Source organism: Thermococcus prieurii (assembly GCF_054657655.1).
Window position 1 is genome coordinate 242,958 of sequence record NZ_BAAHYH010000002.1, and the last position, 19,520, is coordinate 262,477.

A 19,520-nucleotide genomic window follows, 5' to 3' on the forward strand; every position below is an offset into this window, starting at 1 on the left:
AAGGGGTAGAGGGGACAGTGGACTTGCAGTTTTTTGAACTTGTTTTTTTTAGAAGGTCCCCTGAAGATGGACTTGACAAAGAGAATCAAAATATTGGGGGGTATCCCAAAAACCCACTGTCCCACTGTCCCCTTGAAGAATTCTTAAGCGAGAGAGCACACAGCCTCAAAATTCGGGGGACACTAAAAATTTTTCGACAAGTGTCCCCATACTGTCTCCCAGTGTCCCCTTTGCGCAATCCTACCACAATATGCGAGCTCGAAAAAACCACTGTCCCAGTGTCCCCTTGGAAAATTTTTGGGTGGGAGTTCACCAGGCTATCGTTTGGATGGGACAGTTAAAGAAATATTGGCAGTGTCCCCATACTGCCCCCAGTGTCCCCAGAAATATGAAAGGCACAGTGTATCTCATATTTTTGTCCCGCTTATGGAGAAGGAGGGAGAAGAAAAAAAGCTTACCAATCGTCTCCCCAGCGTTCTTGGTAAATCATCTTTAGGGCTTCGATGAAGCGTTCGATGGTTTTCTCTTCGTCCCCGATGATGTAGTAGTAGGTCATACTGCCCCGTTTTGTTTTCTTGACGAGGCCGTCTTTTCTGAGGTAGTAAACGACATCGAGGAAGTCTCCTCTTGTCCAGTGGCCCCAGTTGGGGTAGCCTTCTCTGGGCATAATTGTGTTGTAGGCTCTTACGGCGTCATCTATTTTGAGGCGTTTGTGGCCTTCTTCGTCGGTTTCGGTGGTGGCTCCGAGGACGCTGGTGATGACTCTTTTAAGCAGGTCGTCGGGGGGCATCGGTTCGTTCGTGTTTTCCGTTTCGGGGGTTTCCGTTAGTTTGAGTTTGTTTTCGGCCTCTTTTTTGAGGAGTTCTGGAAACTTCTCAAGGAATTTCTTCTTATCGGCAACAAGATAAGTCGGCGTCCCATCAAGCCCCAGCACTTTCTCTATGGCTTTTTCTTTCGCTAACTGTTCCAGGAGGGGTATCATATCTTCTTCTGTCCAGGTGGACCACTTGGGGCCGAAGTGTCTTAGCTTTTCGTTTAGGTGGTTGTAGAGTATGAAGGGGCTCACTATTTTCTTATTGTTTTGTTCTGAGAAGGCGTCAAGGGCATCGGTTAGGGCGTAGCCTATGTCGGTGTCTGTGGGCTCTTTTTCTATGCTTCTTCCTCCCCACTCATCTTCTTCTATCAGGTTTCTTGCGACTTCGGCGTCTATCTGGAGGGCTGTTATTTTTTTGCCGTTGAATTTGTATCTGTCAATCTCAACGAAGCCTGAGTCGAGGGCTTCGAGGGCTTTTTTGAGTTGGTTGAGGCTATTTATTCTTTCGAAGAGGCTCCGTATTTTTTGTCTGTCTCTTTTTCTCCCTTCTTCGAGTTCTACCCTCGTCACATAGAAGTATTCTTTTCCTTTTTTCGTCCTGCTTATGTGTAGGTCGGGGTCTTTGACTATGGCTCTTAGTATGTCTTTTGCGTATATTGTGAGCACAGCGTCGTCGTCTTTGGTGCTTTCAAGTTCTTTTATTAACTCGGGAGCTTTTTCGATAAGTTTGCTGAGGCGTTTTTCAAGGTTTGCGGTGGCTTTTTCCAGTTCGGGTAAGTCCTCAAAGTTCAGTTCTTTGTTTTCTTTTGGGTCTAAGTTCTGGAACTCTTCGAGTGCTTTTTGCAGGAAGTTCCTGAAGCCAATAAGCCCCACAAGTAGTTTCGCCCAGAATTCTGCTCTCCTTCCAGTGACGCTTGGTAGGATACTCCCAACTTTTTCTCCTATTTCGCCTGTTTTTTCGTAGAATAACTTTTTCGGGTGTTTGTAGAAGATGAGGCCGAAGAAATAACTTTTGGGAAAAATCCCTCTTGGGAGGGAGCTTACTAACCCTCTGGGGCAGTTTTCGTCAAATACTTGTTCTTGGACTTCATACTGGAGTACCCTATCCAAAAAGGCCTCGTCATCCCTTTTGGTTTTTATTTTGTAGTTTGAGAGGAATATCAGGCTTGCAGTCCGCTTGTATTTTTTCACTGTTTGGTCGGCGTTTCCTTTTATGTTTGTTGTATTTTTTGTGACATAGGACTTGAGGGAGTCTACGAGTTTTCCGTATGAAAGTTCTGAGAGGTCATCGACGAGAAGTGGGATGGAGCCGACTTTTAGGTTGTAGTCCAGTCTAAAGGTACTTCCCGTGATGTTCACTGCATCGGGGGTTTCTATTCCCCAGGCTTTTTCTGTAAAAATTCTTGCTGAGCTTGTTTTCCCAACTCTTGGTGGCCCATATATCCATATTATCGGCTTATATTCTATGAGTTCGTTTAAGGGTGCTGAGAAACTCGTGCCTGCGAGTAAGAATAATAGTTTATCGTCTTTTATGCAGTTCATAGCGGTTAGGAGCTTTGTCATATTTTTGACTTCTCCTGCGTTTTCATCAATTGTCACGAGGTCATTTAGAATCGCGCCGCTTTTTTGCGTGACGAGCCAGTAATCATCTTCTTTTATAATTTCGAATTCAAAGCTTTCGGAAAGGCTTTCTTCTTGTATGTTATATATGTCCTTTAGGATGGCGGTAATCCCTTGGAATATTTTCTTGAGTTCGTTTGTAGACTGCATAACTGCATATTCTGTCGTGCTAAAATACTTCGCTATCTCAGGGAGTGTTACTCTTTCAAAAGTTTCTTTTTCCCCGCTTTTGCTGATGAAGTCTATTGTATAGTATCTTGTTGGTATGTTTTTGTCTTCTCTTCTTAATACTTCAATCTTTCTTAGCCTAAAGCTTCCGTCAAAAATTGCATCTTCGCCTATTAATTCCCATCTGCCCTCTTCATCGTTGTATCTTGCTATGGACTGTTTCACCTTATCTGTGTAAATTTCGAGGAAACCCACCACTACTCCTTTCCGGGTTATTTTTCTTTGAAATTGTTTTCTGCCTATGAGTCCCCTCGCTTTGACTGCTAATCCTTTTTCTTTCAAAATTTCCCTTGTTTTTTCTATGAGCTCTTCGAGGGTCTTTGCCCCCCGTTCTTTGCTAAGGTTGTTTACACTGCAGAATTGCTCTAACCGTCCACTCCTGTCAATAATTTCCCCGTTCTCTCCCTTCAGGAAGAAGAGGGTTATCGTTGCTGGGTTGTCTTTTTTCAGGGTGTTTTGCAGGCCACCTAACCTGACGGCCTTTTCGTCATCGTCCAAGTTCTCGATAATTTTCTTGAAGAGTTCCTCCACCTGTTTGTCCTCTAATACCGTGTATTTTTTCAGGATGCCAGCCAGTAGCAGTGCAAGGTTTTGTCTTGTCCCTTCTCTGTAATAGGGTTTCCATATCGCCGCAATTTCAAAAGCGACGGTGCTAAAATCATCACTGTATATATCGAACTTCTCATCCGGAGTTTTCTCAGCTTCGTTCACTCTCTGGAGGAGCCCCTCTTTTTCTTTGACAAACTGGAGGAGTTTCTTCTTCTCAGTGACCCCTTCGATGCCCCTCATATCGGAGCCCACAAGTGCTACCGGGTTCTTGTGGTTGTAAGAGCCGACAGTCCTGAATACTCTCGCCAAGTCGCTAACCTGTGTGTCTATGGTTAGAGTAGGCCTCCCCTCCTTGAGTATCTCCCGATGATACTGGGCCAGTGTGACTATCACTTTGCCGTATTCGTTCTCACCCAGTGGCTCATCAAGCAGTATGCGGATGTGAACGCCACGCCCGCTGTTGTAATATACGAACTTGATGCCCGCATCCTTCATCTCCTTTAAGAGCTCCCCGAACTCCCTCTTGAACTCCTCGATGGTGAACGGCTCGTGCCCTTCCTTGTCAATATCCAGCAGGAGAACCCTACTGCTCCCTTTTTGGATGGCTTTGAACGCCTTAAAACAGGCTTTTCCACCGCACTTTTTCAAGCTCGCTTTTTTGCTGTAAGCCCTGATGCTGTTATGCAGGCTCTTTTTGTTCCATATGGCGTCCGTTATGAAGTTTTTCAGCTTCTCATCCCCTCTTGCGATTTGGGAGAGAGAAAAGTGTTTTTCTTCCCAGCGGTCTTTTTTGTTCTTGCATATGCGGACGAGGTAATCGGGGTTGTCCTTGGGGTAGCCTTGCCACTCGAAGTAGAATTGGTTCAGGTAGTCGAGTATCTTCTCGACTTGGATGGTGAGGGCAGTCTTTTTAAGGGGTTTTTTCTCTGTTCTAACTGGGGACTGGTTGGTGGTTTGTGTTGTGGTGGGGGCTTCACTCATCGTTGCTCCCTCCTTTCAGTAATTCTTCTCCGTTTTTGAGGTCGAAGAATTGGGGGTTCAGGATGTTCTTGGGCAGTTTGATGAGGAGGCCGTTCTCGAAGACTTTTACTTGGGCTGAGTGCTTGCCCATAAAGAACAGTCTGCTCACTGAGGCGGGAATCCTGACTCTAAAAGCCCACTGGTTCTCTTTTACTTTCACTCTTATTGGGAGCTGGGTTTTTCCGACGAGGAGAACTGCGAATTTTTCCTCGTCGCACCACTCCCTTAGCTTCTCTTTCTCTTTTTCGGTGAGTTCCCTTTTCCATATAAAGATGTCTCCGTTTCTCTTTGTGGGGTCGCTGTTGTAGTAGGGGAAGTCCTCTCTTTGTTTCGAACAAACTTCTTTTCCGAGCGACACCAGCATAGGCACTTCCGTATATACGGAAGTTGAAAATTGCTTAAGCCTCCTGTCCCAATTCTGGACAAAATTGTCCAGAACAGCACCAGCCTGTGCGTTCATCACTGCCGCGTTTGCTCCCGTTTCGATACTCGTCTGTGTGAGGGTCCCGTTTTTCATCACCTTCACCATAAAGTTTGCCCCGTTGTGCTTTTTTAAAGGCTACCAGTTGAACACCCCTACTTGCCCCTTATTTCCCCCGTGAAAACTTTATAAAACCTAAAATCCCGAAAGAAGGCGTGTCCTCTACTGAAAACTTTATAAAACCTAAAATTGGGGAGATGGTGGAGGTTAAAGATTGGCGGGGATTTGGGCCAGTTCCCCGCTGATGAAGGAGTTTAGTAGGGCCGTTTCGGTTGTTGCTGTTTCTGTGTGGGTTGTTTGGGTTTTCTCTTCTGTTAGGGCGTTTTCTATGGTTTTGAGGATTTTTGGGTAATTCCGTTTTGCTTGCCCGAGGAGGTCGAGGTAGTGGAGGCTGAGGGTGTCTTTTGATATGGAGTGGCCTATGATGAAGCGGATGGCGTCGCTCGGAACTCCCGCCTCGCTGGCTTTGGACACGAACCACTTTCTCAGGTATTTGGGGTAAATTCCGTGCCTGTGGTAGTGTTTCCTTACGGTGTGCTCGCTGACTTTCTCGCCATCGTGTTTGAGGAGTTCTTCTCCTAAGGAGCGGGGCATAAAAGCGTAATAACTCCTCTTCTGCCCCCTTCTCCAGCCGAGTTCGTAAAAGCAGTAGTTTTTCTCACAGTGGAGTTTTTCAGGGTCGAATTCTGTGTAAATTTTTACGGCTTCCGTCAGCCGCAATCCCCCGTATAGTATGAGGTTGAAGGGTATTCTGTATCTTGGAGCGAAGTCATCAACTGCTTTCTTCCACGCTCTAACGCCCTCGTCATCGAGGAGTTTCCAGTCCACGCCACCTTTCTTGAGTTTGCACACTGCCACGAGTTCATCGTGCTCAATCCTGTTCAAAACCCCTCTACTCAACAGGAAGTGGAAGTAGTTTCTCAGGCCTTTCGAGAGGTTTTGCGGGTAGTTTTCTTTCTTGAGGGCCCTTCTCAGGGTTTCCAGAGTTCTCAACCCTTTATGCTCCCAGAAGAACTTATCGAGGCGTCTAAGATATTCCCTGGCCGTTTTCCTTGAGATGCCCTTCTCCTGAGTTAAATACTGGTAGAACTCGTCCCGCCAAGCAGGGAAATCATACCATCCACCCCTACTGTAATTCCTCCGTGAACCACTCTCCCGTGAGTATTCGAGCCCGTAGGGCAGGGGTTCTACTTGCGGTTCCGCCCCTGATGATACTCTTCTCTCTCTGAAATCTTCGGTAACTTCTTCAAAAAAATTATTTACCTCTTCTAAGCCGGAGGTCGCGGGTTCGAATCCCGCCGGGCCCGCCATCAGCCCTTGCTTCGCAAGCGCTGGCGGAAAATGATGTGTCTTTTTGGGGATTGAAGATTTTAGAGCGGGTTTTTCTATTCACTTATTCTTTAGTGAGTGTTTCACTCTCCAAAGGCGCCCTTTGGGCGCCGATAAAAATGTGAAACTGCTTGAAAATGTTTGTCAAGAAGGTTAAACCCATGATTTAAAGTTGCACTTAGTTAGTGCACGACTGGTTTTTGCTTCTTTGGAGGAGAATGGCACTCTTTGGTCAAGCTTTCTTAAAGCTTGCTCGCCTACGCGAAGTTTGACCAAGGCTCGTGATTCTTTTCAAAAACACAACTCTAAGAAGTTTGCATTTTTAAATAATAGTGCTCTCAAGGAATTTCCTTCAAAGGAGCCATTTGGAAGGGGTTTCTCCAGAAAAGCGCTCCTTTGGAGCGCGGTTTTAGTAGAACCCGTGTGAAGGAGTCCTTAGAGTGTGAATTCAAACTTTCAACGGCGGGTTTGACTTTGAAATCCCTTGATAAGGATGCCTTAAAGAAGAATCACAAGCTTTTGGTGGAGCTTTTTCCAAAAGTTTCAGCGCTGGTGGGGAAACTTTTCTGGTGAAAAGTTTCATTAAAGTGAAGCATGCGTTTTAGAAGGGTTTATTTTCGGGTGGGTTTGCTCTCAAACTCGCCGTTCTCGAGCGTGTTTTTTTCCATTAGCGCCCTTTGGGCGCGTTACAAGTTTAAACACCTCCCCCAAGCAGTCATGAGAGTAAACCCAAAACAAGTGAATCGCTTGGGGAGGCATGCGGCTCTTTTGTTGCCTCTTCAGAGGGTTTGGCTCTTTTGGTCAAGCTTTTCCCAAAAGCTTGCTTGGCGAGAGTTTCACTCTGAAAACGGCGTCCGAAGGACGCCAAAAATAAGTTGAAGCTATTTCACTGAGCCCCTTTAATGTTAAACTCGCGTTGAATTTCCCAATTCGAGAATGTACGACTGACTTCTTGCTCTTTGGCAAGAATGACGTTCTTTTCGCCAGCCTTTCTCAAAGGCTGTTGTAAAGCTTGTTCGCTTGCACGATGTTGAGCAAAGCTCGACGCGAGGGACGATAGTCCTGCAGAAGGAGTTCCTTTTTGAAAAGCTTTAAACCCTCAGTGACAGGCATTTTTAAAAACCTCACCACTAACATCCTCCGATGCTCGCTGTCAAAGTTCCCAAGAGAGAGGCCGAGAAAGTGCGGAGGAAGCTCATCGAGCTCGGCGTTCTGGCGAAAGGATACGCCGTCAGGCGGGAGGGTGAGTTCGTACTCTTTCCGGTCACGAGAGAGGTTGAGGGCTTCGAGCTGGTCGAGGCCGAGTTCGAGAGGCTCGAGAGGAGGCCCCACAGCTACCGCGAGGTAGTTGACGTCCCGGATAGTGTTAAACCCCTCCTCCCAAGTTCCTTCGACATAATCGGCGACATCGCGATAATCGAGCTCCCCGAGGAGCTGATGCCTTACGGAAGGACCATCGGTGAGGCAATCCTCAGGGTCCACAGACACATAAGGGCCGTCTTCGCCAAGGGGAGTAAGGTTGAAGGCGAATACCGCATTAGGGAGTTAATTCACCTCGCAGGGGAGAAGAGAACTGAAACCCTCCACCGCGAGAACGGGATAAGGCTCAAGCTCGACGTTGCTAAAGTCTACTTCTCACCCCGCCTCGCCACGGAGAGAATGAGGATTTTCAGGAAGGCAAAGCCGGGCGAGGTTGTCTTCGACATGTTCGCCGGGGTTGGACCGTATTCAATCATCCTCGCGAGGAAGGCGAGGCTCGTCTTTGCCTGTGACTTAAACCCCTGGGCGATTCGCTACCTTGAAGAGAACATCGGGCTGAACAAAGCTTACAACGTCGTTCCAATCCTCGGGGACGTCAGGAAAGTTGCCGGAAAGCTCAGGGCCGACCGCGTTATAATGAACCTGCCCAAGTTCGCGGACCGCTTTCTGAGGGAGGCGATGCTGAGCGTTAGGAGCGGGGGCGTTGTTCACTACTACGGCTTCGGCCCGGAGGAGGACCTGTACTCGGAGCACGAGGCGAGGATTAAAGCCGCTGCGTGGGAGCTGGGCTTCTCGGTCGAGTTCCTTGAGCAGAGGAAAGTCCGCCCCTACGCTCCGAGGCAGTTCAACATCGCGATTGACTTCAGGGTTCGGAAGTGATGTTCTGCGCGGAGAACGGGATTTTAAAAGCGAATGTTTTCCGATAAAACACCCTTAAGGTTAGAAAAACGGAAAGATTGAAAATGACAGAAGGGCCGGTTTACTTCCCCGCTATCTTCACGTTCTCGAACTTTATGAACGGCGTCGTTATGATGTTCATGAAGGGCATTACCGTCTGCTCCCTGCTTACCTCGCTCGCCTGCCTGAGGAGCTCGTAGACGTTTCCGGCGATGAGGAAGACGCTCGAGCCGACGACCTCGCCGTTCTCGATGAGGAAGGCGGGGTTGGCAGTTACGGCAAAGTTTCCGTTGTCCGGGTTGCTGGAGTGTGCGCCCTGGAAGCCGTCCACGAAGTAGCCCCTCTCGATTTCGGCTATCATGTCCTCAAGGGAGCGCTTGCCCCTCTCAATCACAACGTTGTGGAAGCCAATGTTGATTCCGCCGCTTCTTAAATCCCTCTTCCCGTTTCCGGTGCTCTCGGTTCCGTAAACCTTCGCCCAGTAGTTGTCCCAGACGAAGCCCCTGAAGGTTCCGCTCTCAATGAGGACGTTCTTCCTCGTCGGAACGCCCTCGCCGTCCGCTATCACCGGTTCGAGCGACAGCTCGTGGAACGGGTCGTCGTAGAGCGTTATCACGTCGCTTGCAATCTTCTCGCCCACCTTCCCAGCTAAAGGCGTGGTTTCTTTAACGAGCCTCTCACCGCTGAAGGCCGGAAGGAGAGCGTAGCTGAAGAGACCGGCGATTGCCCAAGGACCGAGGATTATCGGAACCTCCTCGTTCCTGCTCGGCTTGACGCTGTAGGCCCACTTGACCTTCTGGACGGCCCTCTCGACGACTCCTTCAACGTCTAGGTTCAAATTCCTCTTCGCGTCGAAGTCGAAGATGCCCGGCGTCACGACTCCCTCTTTCCTGCCGACCAGCTCGACGAAGAAGAACGCCGCGCCGCCCTCCTGGAAGACATCTATTCCGTGGGAGTTCACAACCTGCCTCTCCTCCCAACTGACGCCTCCTTGTCCGCCGGCGACGACGGCATTCGGCTCTTTCTCACGGGCGAGCTTTATTGCTTTGACCATCATCTCGACGAGGGCATCGGGAGAAGCTTCTTTCAGCTCGTAGTTGGGCTTGGGCTTCTCCTTGTATTTCCCCGGCTCTGGCAGGGAGACCCACTTCTCGTCCCTGCTGTTGAGCCTCGCCATCTTCGCGGCCTGCTCTATCGCTTCCTTAACGCGCTTCTCCTCGTCGCTGTCCACTATGGCCAGGCCGAGGCGCTTGTCCTTTATACCGCGGATTATCGTTACCGCCCCGCTCCTCGTCGAGGCCATCGAAATCTCGTTGAGCTCAACGTTGGCGCTAACCTCCCTCGAGCGGTAAACGGCAATCTCAACCTCGTCGAAAAACTTCTCGGCGTAGCGTATGAGGTTCTCCATCGTCACCACCTCACCCGATGAGAATTCCCCCGTCAAACCTCATGTGCGGGCCACCGGAGCTGACGAAGGCGGTCTGTCCCTTTCCGCAGAAGCCGACCTCGAGGCCGAAGTCCTTGCCGACGGCGCTTATCTTCTTGAGGGCCTCTATCGCGACGCCGGTAATCGAGGTGTCCCTTATCGGCTCGGCTATCTCGCCGTTCCTGATGACGTAGCCCTCCTGGATTCCGACCTGGAAGGCGCTGTTGAGCTGAGCCTGTCCACCGCGGAAGTCAACCACGTAGTAGCCGAACTTGATGTCCTCGATGAGCTCCTCGAAGGAGTGGTCGCCCGGCTCGAAGACTGTGTTGCGCATTCTGATTATCGGCGGGTAGCGGTAGCTCTCGGCCCTCGCGTGGCCGTTCGGCTCCATGCCCCACTTCGCCGCGTACTCGCGGTTGAGCATTATCTCCTTCAGGATTCCGTTCTCGATGATGTGAATGTCCTTAACCGGAACCCCTTCGTCGTCGTACTTGTCGTTTCCAAAGCCGCCCTCGACGTAGCGTTCGCTCATCGTGACGTATTCCGGTGCAATCTGCTTGCCTATAAGGTCCTTGAAGGGCGAGTTTATCGTGAGGTCCGCCTCGGCGAGGTGACCGAGGGCTTCGTGGGCGATGATTCCGACGACTATCGGGCCGGCAACGATGGGCCATTCACCGCGCTTCGGGGCAACGCCCTTGAGCTGGCTGTGCATTTTTCTCAGGACCCTCTCGGTGACCTTCTCGTTTGGCTCGATCTCGGTCATGAGCTCCCAGCCATAGTCAACGGCTCCGATGCTGTCCCTAGCCATCGCGAGCTTTCCATCGGCCTTACCGGTGACGTATGTTCCCTGGTAGAGGTAGTTGTAGTCCCACTCTATCCTCGTTCCCTCGTTGGTGAGGAGGATTTTCTTCCCCCCGCCGTCCTCGTAGCGAATCTGAACGCTCTTAACTGCCTTGTCCTCTTTGAGAAGCTTCTCAAGCTCCCTGAGATGGGAAACCTTCTCCTCGATGTCCACTTCCCTCGGCTTGACCTTCATCTTGCTCTTTACGAAGTCCTCGACAGGCTTTATCTCGGCCAGCTGAATTTTCTCCTTCTTCGTCTGAGCGGCCGCTCTGGCGAGCTTGTATGCCTCTTCAATCTTCTTCTCAAGGTTCTCAAGCTCGCTCGTCGAGGCGAAGCCCCAGGCACCGTCCGCCAGAACCCTTATGGCAACGCCCCTGTGGAGTTTCCCTGTAAAGCTCGTGAAGACTCCATCCTTGAGGCCGAGCGTGGTCTTCTTGAGGTCCTCGTAGCGCAGCTCGATATACTCAGCCTTCAGGTTTTCTTCAGCCCACTTAAGGGCCCTTTCAAGTGCCTCCATGGCCATCACCGTTGACGTTTGTCCAAATACCTGTGGGATGAACAACTATAAAAGTCTTTTGAGCCTTTCGATGGGAGTCGAAAGGAAAATATTACGTGGTTATAAAACAAATGTATGACAATATTTATTGCTAATTTTTTTCCGAACGAAAGTGTTATATATGATGAGTGAATAAAATTTAACGCAAGAACCCGTTGGGGGGGTCGATGCGGAGGCATGCATTGTTGGTCATGTTTGTGGTGTCGCTGTTGATTGGAGCCTGCATCCTTGTAAGTGCTACCAGAGTTGCCATGGAAAACGCAACCCAGATTAAACCGACGGATATTCTACCCTGGCTGAACTCCGGAAGGGGCAATACTCATCCTTCAATCAGTGCAGTAACGCCTGGTGGCAGTGGAGGCGGTGATGTACTTGCCGTGATAACATTCATCCCGGACCCGTCTGTCGATTATGACCACACGTCCTACGTTACACAAATACTTTCCCGGCATGGATATCCTGTTTTTGTTTGGAATGCGTGGTCAAGAGGACACGATCAGAATTGCCTCTCAAACATAAGTAGATGCATGGCAGAGTACTATAACGCTGCTCGTAACGCTAAGATTAAGGTGTGGTACTACTATGGACACACTGCCGAATTAAACCATGATAACGAGGTTTCTGGCTTCATACTCCTAGAAACTCCTTCGGGCAACTATGGAGTATCATCAAGGGGGATGTGGGATTTATATTCATATGTTCATGCAGACTTCAGTAGTGCATTAATCTTTGTCTTGGGCTGTGACTCATTTAAGCTCAGACACGGAGCACAGTATCAAGTCTACATTGGGACTGACAAGCCAATTTCACTTAGTGTAATCAAACAGAAGGGAAAGAAGTTCTGGGAAATGCTTGATAAAGGAAAAACTGCGTACGAGGCGATGGAGTCTATCCAACCAAACTGGTGGGAAAAATACATTGAGGGAAAGGCCTCATTCGAGCTTGATGGGGACAAGAATTGGAGGCTTGACTCAGGATGAGATCCTGGAAAAAATACTCATTGGCGATTCTTCTCTTTTTCGCACTTCTTATAGCACTCACAGGTCAGAGAATCTATAACACACCACAGCCAATGAAAGGGACTGAGGTAAAGTTCGCGGGCAAAGTGTATTCAAAATCCCTTGAAGTGCTCGACAACACGGGGTACACCATCCACATTCTCCTGTGCTCACTGGCCGATGAAAACGTGGCTGTCAACATAACACCCCAGAAATGGATAGATGACAGAGCCGCTACCTATGTCCTTCTTCCACCTGGCGCGTATCCGCCGGGATTTCTCGGTGATATCCCCAAGGAAGTGGGGAAGTTTCGTATGGCCAACACCACAATCTCCGACTTCAGCTATGAAAACGGGACGATAAGGTACAGGGGATACCTGAGAAAAGGTGAATGTACAGTTCTGTCCATAAGGACAGTGTTCAGGGAAACGGGTCTCCCGCAGAGGATAGAGGTCAGCGGTCTGGGTGCTAACGAGCTCACACTACCCGATGCCACTCTCGGGGGAGAGAACGGCAGTTATACCCTTAAAATCTCGGTTCCCTGGGATTACGGCAACTGGTCGCTGTCGGTTCTCGTGCCAAGGAGGCTCGGTAGAAACGAGACCTACTGGCTGGAGCTCGAAAGTTACCTGTCCTCGATGCTTAGTGGTCTCCAAAAAGGCATCCAGCCACTGAGCGCACTGAAGAAACCGAGCTCAATGGGCCCGGAGCCGCCCGACAACTACTGCGCCGAGCTCTCCGCCCCGGGAGATTTGGTATACGCCCAGCGCCCCCTTGACTTCTCTGGCCTGTATAGTGATGGGACCTACTATGAGAGCGACTTCTCGGGGAACTCAAGCAGGGAGATAACCCTGAACTTATCCGCAAAAGGTTGCAGTCCAGCGGTGTGGCTCATATTTCGCGGAAAAGCTGAGACCTTTCTGACAGGACCGTTCCTGTCAAGTGTTTTGATTGAGGCCAAAGGCAGAGGTGGCGTTTGGAGTTCGGAAATCGAGGTCGTTGATGACGTTGTTGTGCAACCTTGAACTTTCTGATGGCCTAAAAAGAAAACTTGAAGCGTGCTTGGGAGCAGTTATTTCCGCCACGTTTTTATTTTCCACATCCTATTTCTGCCCATGAAAGCCGAAATCAAAAACCTCATAGACAGGGGCACCTACAGAAAGCTCCCGCTCTTCGAGGGCGAACTGCCCGAAGGCTCGTACGCTCAGATAGTCGAGGTAAAGCCGGGGCAGACTGTTAAGAGGCACTACCACCTCCACCAGTACGAGCTGTTCTACATAATGAGCGGTGAAGCTCGGCTGGGCATCGGCGAGACCGAGTACCTCGCGAGGCCGGGCGACATCTTCCTCGTCAAGCCGAAGACCGTTCACTGGGTAATCAACGAAAAGGATGAACCCTTCAGGCTCTTCGTTGTGAAGCTCAACTACAAAGGCGACGACTCGGTATGGTTGGAAGAGTAAAAAGAAGGGTCAGCCGAAGAGGAAGAGGTTCAGGCTCCTCTTCAGCATCTCCTTTTTGTCGTCGTCAACGAGGGTTTCCGCCGCCTTGAGGAGGTAGTCTATCCTCCTGTAGGGCTTGTAGGCTTCCGGCGCCTCCCTGCCGAGGTCAAGGAGGCTGTAAACGCCAATCATCGCCGACTTGACGGAGTACTCGACGGTGAAGACGCACTCGCCAGGGACCTCAACGTACTGGCCCATGAGGGCGAGGTTTCCGTAGTTCTCGGGCACCACTGGAGGTCTGTCGCCGGGCTTCCTCGGCATGAAGTGGGCGGTTATGTAGGGCATCATCGCAGTCCTGACGTTTATGACGGTCTCGAGGAGCTCGTCCTTCTTATCGAGCCAGCCGAGGTGGTAGAGGAGCTCAAGGAATATCTCCTTCCCCGTGCACTGGCTCATCGGCTTCTTGATGTAGTCGCCCTCCCTGTCCACGAAGAGGCCGTAGCCCCAGATTACGGTTACATCATCCGGCTGGTTCCTGAAGTGGGGTTGCCTGAAGGCCACTATCGACATGAGCCAGGAGGAGTCCTTGAAGGTCACGAGACCGCCTGTTCCGGTTTTGTTGCCGGTGAACTCCTCGAGCATCTTGATGAACTCCTCTCCCTTGAAAGTTATCGTGAAGGACTCCCACTTGGTCTTGTCAATGTCCGAGGCGAACGCATCTGGGTTTCCAAGGGACGGGTCCTTCTTGACGAGGTTCCGCCAGAGCCTCCAGCTGTCGCCTTCGCCCCTGTTGAGAACCGGGGGATGCTCGAAGTCGCCGTAGGTGGAGTTGTCCACCATCGAGCCGAGGGTTATGAAGACAAGGTCCTTCGGGCTGACCTCTATAACCCCCTCGTGCTGGCCCTTCGTGTAGAGCTTGGTGACGTATTTCCTGCCGTCGATTTCTTCGATTTCAACGTCAACTACCTTGGTGCCCATGATGAAGTTGACTCCCCTTTCCTGGAGCCACTTCTGAATCGGGAGGATTATTGAATCGTACTGGTTGTAAGGTGTTCTGAGGACGCCCTCGATTCTGTTCATTCCCGGAACGAGGTGCATGAAGCGGAGCATGTAGCGTCTCATCTCGGCAACGCTGTGCCAGGGCTGGAAAGCGAACATCGTCGCCCAGAAGTACCAGAAGTTGGTTTCGAAGAAGTCCTTGGAGAACCATTGCTCGATTGTTATTCCGCCGAGCTGGTCCTCGGGTGTTATGAGGAGCTCGTTCATCTCGTTGAGGTGCCTGAGGGTTAGTCCGTACTTGGAGAAGTCAACCTTTTTGCCCGGAGTCCCGACGAGCCTGCACTTGGAGGAGCCAACGTATTCCTTGTTGAACTCGACAACCTCGTCGAGGATTGTCTTTTCAGGGTCGTCGAGGGAGGGAATGCTTCCAAGCAAATCCCAGGTCGCTTCGTAGTGCTCCTCAAACATCCTGCCACCGCGGAGGAGGTAGCCGTTCTCAGGGTCTCCAGAGCCGTCCAGACAGCCCCCGTTTACGGGGGTCTTCTCTATGATGTATATGTTCTTTCCTGGCATTCTGGCGTCCCTTATGAGGAAAACCGCCGCCGCGAGGGAGGCTATTCCCCCTCCGACCATGTAGGCCTTCCTCTCCTCGATGTCCGGAACCTTCTTCGGGGTCGTCCTCTTGTAGTTCAGCATATTCCTCACCCAGACATGTCTTGTAGAGACATGTTTGATTTAGACATAGTAGCGAAGTTTAAAAATGTTTCCCAAAAACGTGTAACGGTGGTTTGATGGCTGAGAGAATCATCGGAATCCTCGGCGGGATGGGCCCGCTGGCAACTGCCGAGCTCTTCCGGAGGATAGTTGAGAAAACCCCGGCTAAAAAGGACCAGGAGCACCCACGCATCATCATCTACAACAACCCGAAAATCCCTGACAGAACCGCATACATCCTCGGCAGGGGCGAGGACCCGAGGCCCGAGCTCATAAATAGCGCCAGAAAGCTCGAGAGCTGGGGGGCGGACTTCATAATAATGCCCTGCAACACGGCTCACTTCTTCGCCGAGGACATCCAGAAGGCCATACGGATTCCGCTCGTCAACATGGTCGAGGAAACTGCGGAACGCGTGAAGGAGATGGGCCTCAAGAAGGTGGGCCTTCTCGCAACTGACGGGACGATAAAGGGCCTTGTCTACCACCGCGCACTCCTTAGGAGGGGAATAGCCATCGCGACGCCGGACAGGACCGGGCAGGAGCTCGTAATGGAGGGGATATACCGGGGGGTTAAGGCCGGAAACGTTGCCTACGGGCGGGAACTCCTCCTGCGGGTCGCGAAGAAGCTCGAAAAGAGGGTTGATGGAATAATAGCCGGCTGTACCGAGGTCAGCGTCGCTCTCAAGCCGGACGACCTGAGCGTTCCCCTGATTGACCCGATGGACGTCATAGCCGAGAAATCAGTAAAGCTTGCCCTCGGCCTTGAGGAGCTCAGAGTTCGATGACCATCCCCGAGTGGAGCTTGTGGAAGCGCTCGCCGTAGGCCTCAAGGAAAGTGGTCTCCGCCTTCAGACCGGTGCAGTGCCCGGTGTAGACCTCCTCAACGCCGAGCCTCTGGAATTCCTCGATGGTTCTCCTTATTCTTTCCTCACTCGCCTCAATCAGGTGAAAGCCCCCGATGACTGCCTTAACGTGCTCCTCCCCCGTCAGCCGTATCGCGTGCTTCACTATGCTCACGATTCCCGCGTGACTGCAACCGCTTATAACAACGAGTCCTTCTGGAGTTTTAGCGACGAGGCTCATGTCGTCCCTCAGTTCGTCCCTCACGATCTTTCCGTTCTCGATGGTGTAAACCTCAAGCTCGGCCCTTTCAAAGTCCTCCCTCGCGGTTATTTCGCCGGTTGAGAGGACGTTCTCCGTTATCAGGAGCGGGTCGGCGGTGAGGTAGAGGTCTGCCAGCTTTTCAACCTCCTCCCGCCTGAAGGGAACACCGACCTCGCGGAGGTATGGCTTCGTGATAAAGTGCCTTCTGAAAATCGAGGGGTGCGCTACAACCGGAACGCGCCTTCCGATGGCCTGTAAAATCCCCAAGAGCCCGCCGGTGTGGTCGTAGTGGCAGTGGCTCAGGAAGACGTGGTCTATTGAGGCCGGCCCTATCCCAAGGAGCTTCATGTTGTGGAGCACTGGCTCGGCGCTCTGACCGGCATCGAAGAGAATTCTCCTCCCATCGCCCTCGATGAGGAAGCTGACGCCGTGCTGTGCAAGGAACGGGCTCTCATAGCCCGAGTAGTCCTCGACCAGAACGTAAACCCTCAAGGGAACCACCGGGTATAATGGGCACTGGAGCGTTTATGCCTTTCGGCCGAAACCCCTTAAAACCCTCCCCCCAATTTAGGCCGGTGGGAGGAATGGAGATAGGCGTTGTGGGAAAGCCAAACGTCGGAAAGTCAACTTTCTTCTCGGCGGCGACGCTCGTTGACGTTGATATAGCGAACTACCCTTTCACTACCATCGATGCCAACGTCGGCGTGAGCTATGCCATAGCGGAGCACCCCTGCAAAGAGCTCGGCTGTAAGCCGAACCCTCAGAACTACGAGTACCGCGAGGGGAAGGCCCTGATTCCGATAAAGATGATTGACGTCGCCGGTCTCGTGCCAGGGGCGCACGAGGGACGCGGTCTGGGCAACAAGTTTCTCGACGACCTGAGGATGGCCTCGGCGCTGATTCATGTTATAGATGCCACCGGAAAGACCGACGCAGAGGGCCAGCCGACGGATTACCACGACCCGGTTGAGGACATCGAGTTCCTCGAGAGGGAGATAGACTACTGGATTTACGGAATCCTCAAGAAGGGCTGGGAGAAGTTCGCGAAGAGGATTAAACTCCAGCACATGAAATTAGAGCAGGCAATAGCCGACCACCTTTCCGGGATTGGAGTAACCGAGGAGGACGTCTGGGAAGCGATTCACAAGGTGGGCCTTCCGGGCGACCCTACAAAGTGGAGCGACGAGGACTTGCTCGCATTCGTCCGCGAGCTGAGAAAAATCAACAAGCCAATAATAATAGCCGCCAACAAGGCAGATGCCGCCACAGACGAGCAAATCAGGAGGCTCATCGAGGAGGGAAAGAAGAGGGGTTACATCGTCGTCCCCACCTCGGCCGCCGCGGAGCTGACCCTCAGGAAGGCGGCAAAGGCGGGCTTCATCGAGTACATCCCGGGCTCGAGCGACTTCAAAATCGTCAAGAAGATGAATCCCAAGCAGGAGAAGGCCCTGGAGCTTATCAGGGAGAAGGTCCTTAAGAGGTTCGGCTCGACCGGCGTTCAGGAGGTCATAAACAGAGCGGTCTTTGAGCTCCTCAACCTCATCCCGGTTTACCCGGTTCAGGACGAGAACAAGCTCACCGATCAGTTCGGCAACGTCTTGCCCCACGTCTACCTGCTCCCGAAGGGTTCGACGCCGAGGGATTTGGCGTACAAGGTTCACACCGACCTCGGAAGGACTTTCCTCTACGCAGTGAACGCCAGAACGAAGAGGCGCGTTGGAGAGGACTACGAGCTTGGGTTCAACGACATAATCAAGATAGTTGCGACGGCCAAGTGAGGAACGGGCCTTAGCTGACCTCCTCCCCTGCCAAGGCGAGGGTTCGGCTTAACCCCTCGCCAACGGCAGGGAGGTTTGAGGGGTCTCATTTAGACCCAAGATAACGTGGGCCTTCGACCCCTCTGGGACGGTCTTGCCCCTGTTACCCCTACCTCCTGCAAGAGCAGGAAGGCTCGGGGTTATGGTTTTTACGGCCTTTTTCAAAATATTGAAGGCACCAACTAAGTCCGCATTCATAACAACGCCCCCCCTGTGGCACTTGAATAAACCCCTAACAAAACGAGCATTCTTATGACGTTGGCCACAGAGGGGGCAAACCCGAGATGTGAAAGCCTCGTCAACTACAACAACTTGAATGCCATACTCCTCAGCAACTTCAGTAAGACGTTTAATGAGGTAATTGAATCTCCAAATGTGGGAGAGGATAAAATTCTGCCTTTTGCCCTTACCAGAGTTTCTGGCGATTCCTTTTGGATAGCCAACCACGATTTTAGAAACACCCAAATCGTAGAGCTTCTTAACCGTCTGTCTAACGGCAGTGTTAATGTAGTGCTTGGCTTGTAGTTTCGCTTTATCGTGCATTCTCCTGAGTTTCCTACTCGTTTTAGCTCCAGATTTGTCGATTTTCGACTGGTATTCAGCTATCTTCTTCCTCCAGTAGAAGTCAATGCTTTTAAGTGCTCTTCCATTCACGAGGAAGCTCTCTCCGTTCTCCACGTAAACTGCCATGAGATTGTTTACTCCAAGGTCGATGCCAGCCGAGAGATTTCCTTTATGTTGCCTTGGAATGCTCACCCATTCTTCGCCTTCAAGTTTTTCCTCAACCGTAAAGCTGATGTGGGCATACCATTTACGCTTAACGGGGTCGTAAGTGATTTCCAATCGTCCCTGTTTGCCCCTCAGGTGAATTCGCCCCTTGAACTGGATTTCGAGTTTTCCAAATTTGCCAAGTCTTCTCAATTCAAGAGCATTTCCCTTAACCTGATACTGGTCGTTCCTGAGGAGGATTATGAAGAGTTTTCTACCGTTCTTTTCCCTAATGAATTTCGGTGGTCTTGGCTTGAACCACTCGGGAAGTTCACCCTTCTTTTTCTTTCTGTTGAGTGAGAAGAAACTTCTCCACGCTTCGGCGTTCTTTCTGGCTAATTGCTGGACTGTCGAACCACCAATCCAGTTTTTGAACTCGTGATAAGCCTCTTTTTCCGTTCCATTAAAATCGATTTTGCCGAATTCTTTGAACTGTTTTAGTCTCTGATAGTTGAGTTTGTTCCAGACTATTGCTGTAGCGTAGGCTAACTCAAAGAGAATTTTCTCCTGCTCCTTTGAGGGTTGAAGTTTTACTGTTACTGTTCGCTTCATTTCAAAGTATGGTGTGGTTTTTGGGCTTTAAAAAAGGTTGCTTTCCTGATTAATGGCTAATTTGCAGAATACTCTACCCCGCCCTGAAGGGCGAGGCTTGTGAAAA

Annotated in this window: 14 protein-coding genes; 6 read left to right on the forward strand and 8 right to left on the reverse strand. The window is 51.0% G+C overall.

Going from position 1 to position 19,520, the window contains the following annotated elements:
* Positions 1-454: 454 nt before the first annotated feature.
* From ACYQ04_RS04565 to ACYQ04_RS04575, 3 genes are all read right to left on the reverse strand, one after another.
* On the reverse strand, positions 455-4,192 hold the full coding sequence (locus tag ACYQ04_RS04565; RefSeq protein WP_460127691.1) for a hypothetical protein: 3,738 nt from the start codon (positions 4,190-4,192) through the stop codon (positions 455-457).
* Positions 4,185-4,760 (reverse strand): hypothetical protein, encoded by a 576-nt coding sequence (locus ACYQ04_RS04570; RefSeq protein ID WP_460127693.1) that lies wholly within the window; start codon positions 4,758-4,760, stop codon positions 4,185-4,187. Before ACYQ04_RS04570 ends, ACYQ04_RS04565 begins: the two co-directional genes overlap by 8 nt.
* Positions 4,761-4,919: 159 nt before the next feature.
* Entirely contained in the window at positions 4,920-6,023 is a 1,104-nt protein-coding gene (locus ACYQ04_RS04575) for an integrase (RefSeq protein WP_460127694.1), read from the reverse strand.
* A gap of 1,161 nt (positions 6,024-7,184) precedes the next feature.
* Between ACYQ04_RS04575 and trm5b the strand changes: the two genes are divergently transcribed.
* Positions 7,185-8,180, forward strand: coding sequence for a tRNA (guanine(37)-N1)-methyltransferase Trm5b (gene trm5b, locus ACYQ04_RS04580; protein ID WP_460127696.1), 996 nt, complete (start codon positions 7,185-7,187; stop codon positions 8,178-8,180).
* A gap of 100 nt (positions 8,181-8,280) precedes the next feature.
* Here the strand turns inward: trm5b and ACYQ04_RS04585 are convergent, their stop codons facing one another.
* The gene (locus ACYQ04_RS04585; RefSeq protein ID WP_460129864.1) at positions 8,281-9,606 is read right to left on the reverse strand and encodes a TldD/PmbA family protein; all 1,326 of its coding nucleotides are present in this window, start codon (positions 9,604-9,606) and stop codon (positions 8,281-8,283) included.
* Between the two features lie 10 nt (positions 9,607-9,616).
* On the reverse strand, positions 9,617-10,984 hold the full coding sequence (locus ACYQ04_RS04590) for a metallopeptidase TldD-related protein (RefSeq protein ID WP_460129866.1): 1,368 nt from the start codon (positions 10,982-10,984) through the stop codon (positions 9,617-9,619).
* A 248-nt stretch (positions 10,985-11,232) separates the two neighbouring features.
* Here ACYQ04_RS04590 and ACYQ04_RS04595 point away from each other — a divergent pair, with 248 nt between their 5' ends.
* The 3 genes from ACYQ04_RS04595 to ACYQ04_RS04605 all read left to right on the forward strand — a co-directional run bounded on the left by ACYQ04_RS04595 (position 11,233) and on the right by ACYQ04_RS04605 (position 13,481).
* Positions 11,233-12,003 carry a hypothetical protein gene (locus tag ACYQ04_RS04595; RefSeq protein ID WP_460127698.1) on the forward strand — a complete coding sequence of 257 codons (771 nt, stop codon included), beginning with the start codon at positions 11,233-11,235 and terminating at the stop codon, positions 12,001-12,003.
* Between the two features lie 125 nt (positions 12,004-12,128).
* Entirely contained in the window at positions 12,129-13,046 is a 918-nt protein-coding gene (locus tag ACYQ04_RS04600) for a hypothetical protein (protein WP_460127700.1), read from the forward strand.
* Between the two features lie 90 nt (positions 13,047-13,136).
* The gene (locus ACYQ04_RS04605; RefSeq protein WP_460127702.1) at positions 13,137-13,481 is read left to right on the forward strand and encodes a cupin domain-containing protein; all 345 of its coding nucleotides are present in this window, start codon (positions 13,137-13,139) and stop codon (positions 13,479-13,481) included.
* A gap of 9 nt (positions 13,482-13,490) precedes the next feature.
* Here ACYQ04_RS04605 and ACYQ04_RS04610 read toward each other — a convergent pair whose 3' ends face one another.
* On the reverse strand, positions 13,491-15,155 hold the full coding sequence (locus ACYQ04_RS04610; RefSeq protein ID WP_460127704.1) for an oleate hydratase: 1,665 nt from the start codon (positions 15,153-15,155) through the stop codon (positions 13,491-13,493).
* Between the two features lie 95 nt (positions 15,156-15,250).
* Between ACYQ04_RS04610 and cuyB the strand changes: the two genes are divergently transcribed.
* Positions 15,251-15,958 (forward strand): cysteate racemase, encoded by a 708-nt coding sequence (gene cuyB, locus ACYQ04_RS04615; RefSeq protein WP_460127706.1) that lies wholly within the window; start codon positions 15,251-15,253, stop codon positions 15,956-15,958.
* Here cuyB and ACYQ04_RS04620 read toward each other — a convergent pair.
* Positions 15,945-16,778: an MBL fold metallo-hydrolase gene (locus ACYQ04_RS04620; RefSeq protein ID WP_460127709.1), complete on the reverse strand. Its 834-nt coding sequence runs from the start codon at positions 16,776-16,778 to the stop codon at positions 15,945-15,947. The genes cuyB and ACYQ04_RS04620 overlap by 14 nt on opposite strands.
* Before the next feature lie 83 nt (positions 16,779-16,861).
* Here ACYQ04_RS04620 and ACYQ04_RS04625 point away from each other — a divergent pair, with 83 nt between their 5' ends.
* A complete protein-coding gene (locus tag ACYQ04_RS04625) occupies positions 16,862-18,055 on the forward strand; it encodes a redox-regulated ATPase YchF (protein ID WP_460129868.1) in 1,194 nt (397 codons plus the stop codon).
* A gap of 48 nt (positions 18,056-18,103) precedes the next feature.
* Here ACYQ04_RS04625 and ACYQ04_RS04630 read toward each other — a convergent pair whose 3' ends face one another.
* Positions 18,104-19,414 carry an RNA-guided endonuclease InsQ/TnpB family protein gene (locus tag ACYQ04_RS04630; protein WP_460127711.1) on the reverse strand — a complete coding sequence of 437 codons (1,311 nt, stop codon included), beginning with the start codon at positions 19,412-19,414 and terminating at the stop codon, positions 18,104-18,106.
* Positions 19,415-19,520 lie beyond the last annotated feature (106 nt).

Coding starts and splice junctions, on each gene's coding strand:
- ACYQ04_RS04565 (WP_460127691.1), bottom strand. CDS start 4,192: ATGAGTGAAGCCCCCACCACAACACAAACCACCAACCAGTCCCCAGTT.
- ACYQ04_RS04570 (WP_460127693.1), bottom strand. CDS start 4,760: ATGGTGAAGGTGATGAAAAACGGGACCCTCACACAGACGAGTATCGAA.
- ACYQ04_RS04575 (WP_460127694.1), bottom strand. CDS start 6,023: ATGGCGGGCCCGGCGGGATTCGAACCCGCGACCTCCGGCTTAGAAGAG.
- trm5b (WP_460127696.1), top strand. CDS start 7,185: ATGCTCGCTGTCAAAGTTCCCAAGAGAGAGGCCGAGAAAGTGCGGAGG.
- ACYQ04_RS04585 (WP_460129864.1), bottom strand. CDS start 9,606: ATGGAGAACCTCATACGCTACGCCGAGAAGTTTTTCGACGAGGTTGAG.
- ACYQ04_RS04590 (WP_460129866.1), bottom strand. CDS start 10,984: ATGGAGGCACTTGAAAGGGCCCTTAAGTGGGCTGAAGAAAACCTGAAG.
- ACYQ04_RS04605 (WP_460127702.1), top strand. CDS start 13,137: ATGAAAGCCGAAATCAAAAACCTCATAGACAGGGGCACCTACAGAAAG.
- ACYQ04_RS04610 (WP_460127704.1), bottom strand. CDS start 15,155: ATGCTGAACTACAAGAGGACGACCCCGAAGAAGGTTCCGGACATCGAG.
- cuyB (WP_460127706.1), top strand. CDS start 15,251: ATGGCTGAGAGAATCATCGGAATCCTCGGCGGGATGGGCCCGCTGGCA.
- ACYQ04_RS04625 (WP_460129868.1), top strand. CDS start 16,862: ATGGAGATAGGCGTTGTGGGAAAGCCAAACGTCGGAAAGTCAACTTTC.
- ACYQ04_RS04630 (WP_460127711.1), bottom strand. CDS start 19,414: ATGAAGCGAACAGTAACAGTAAAACTTCAACCCTCAAAGGAGCAGGAG.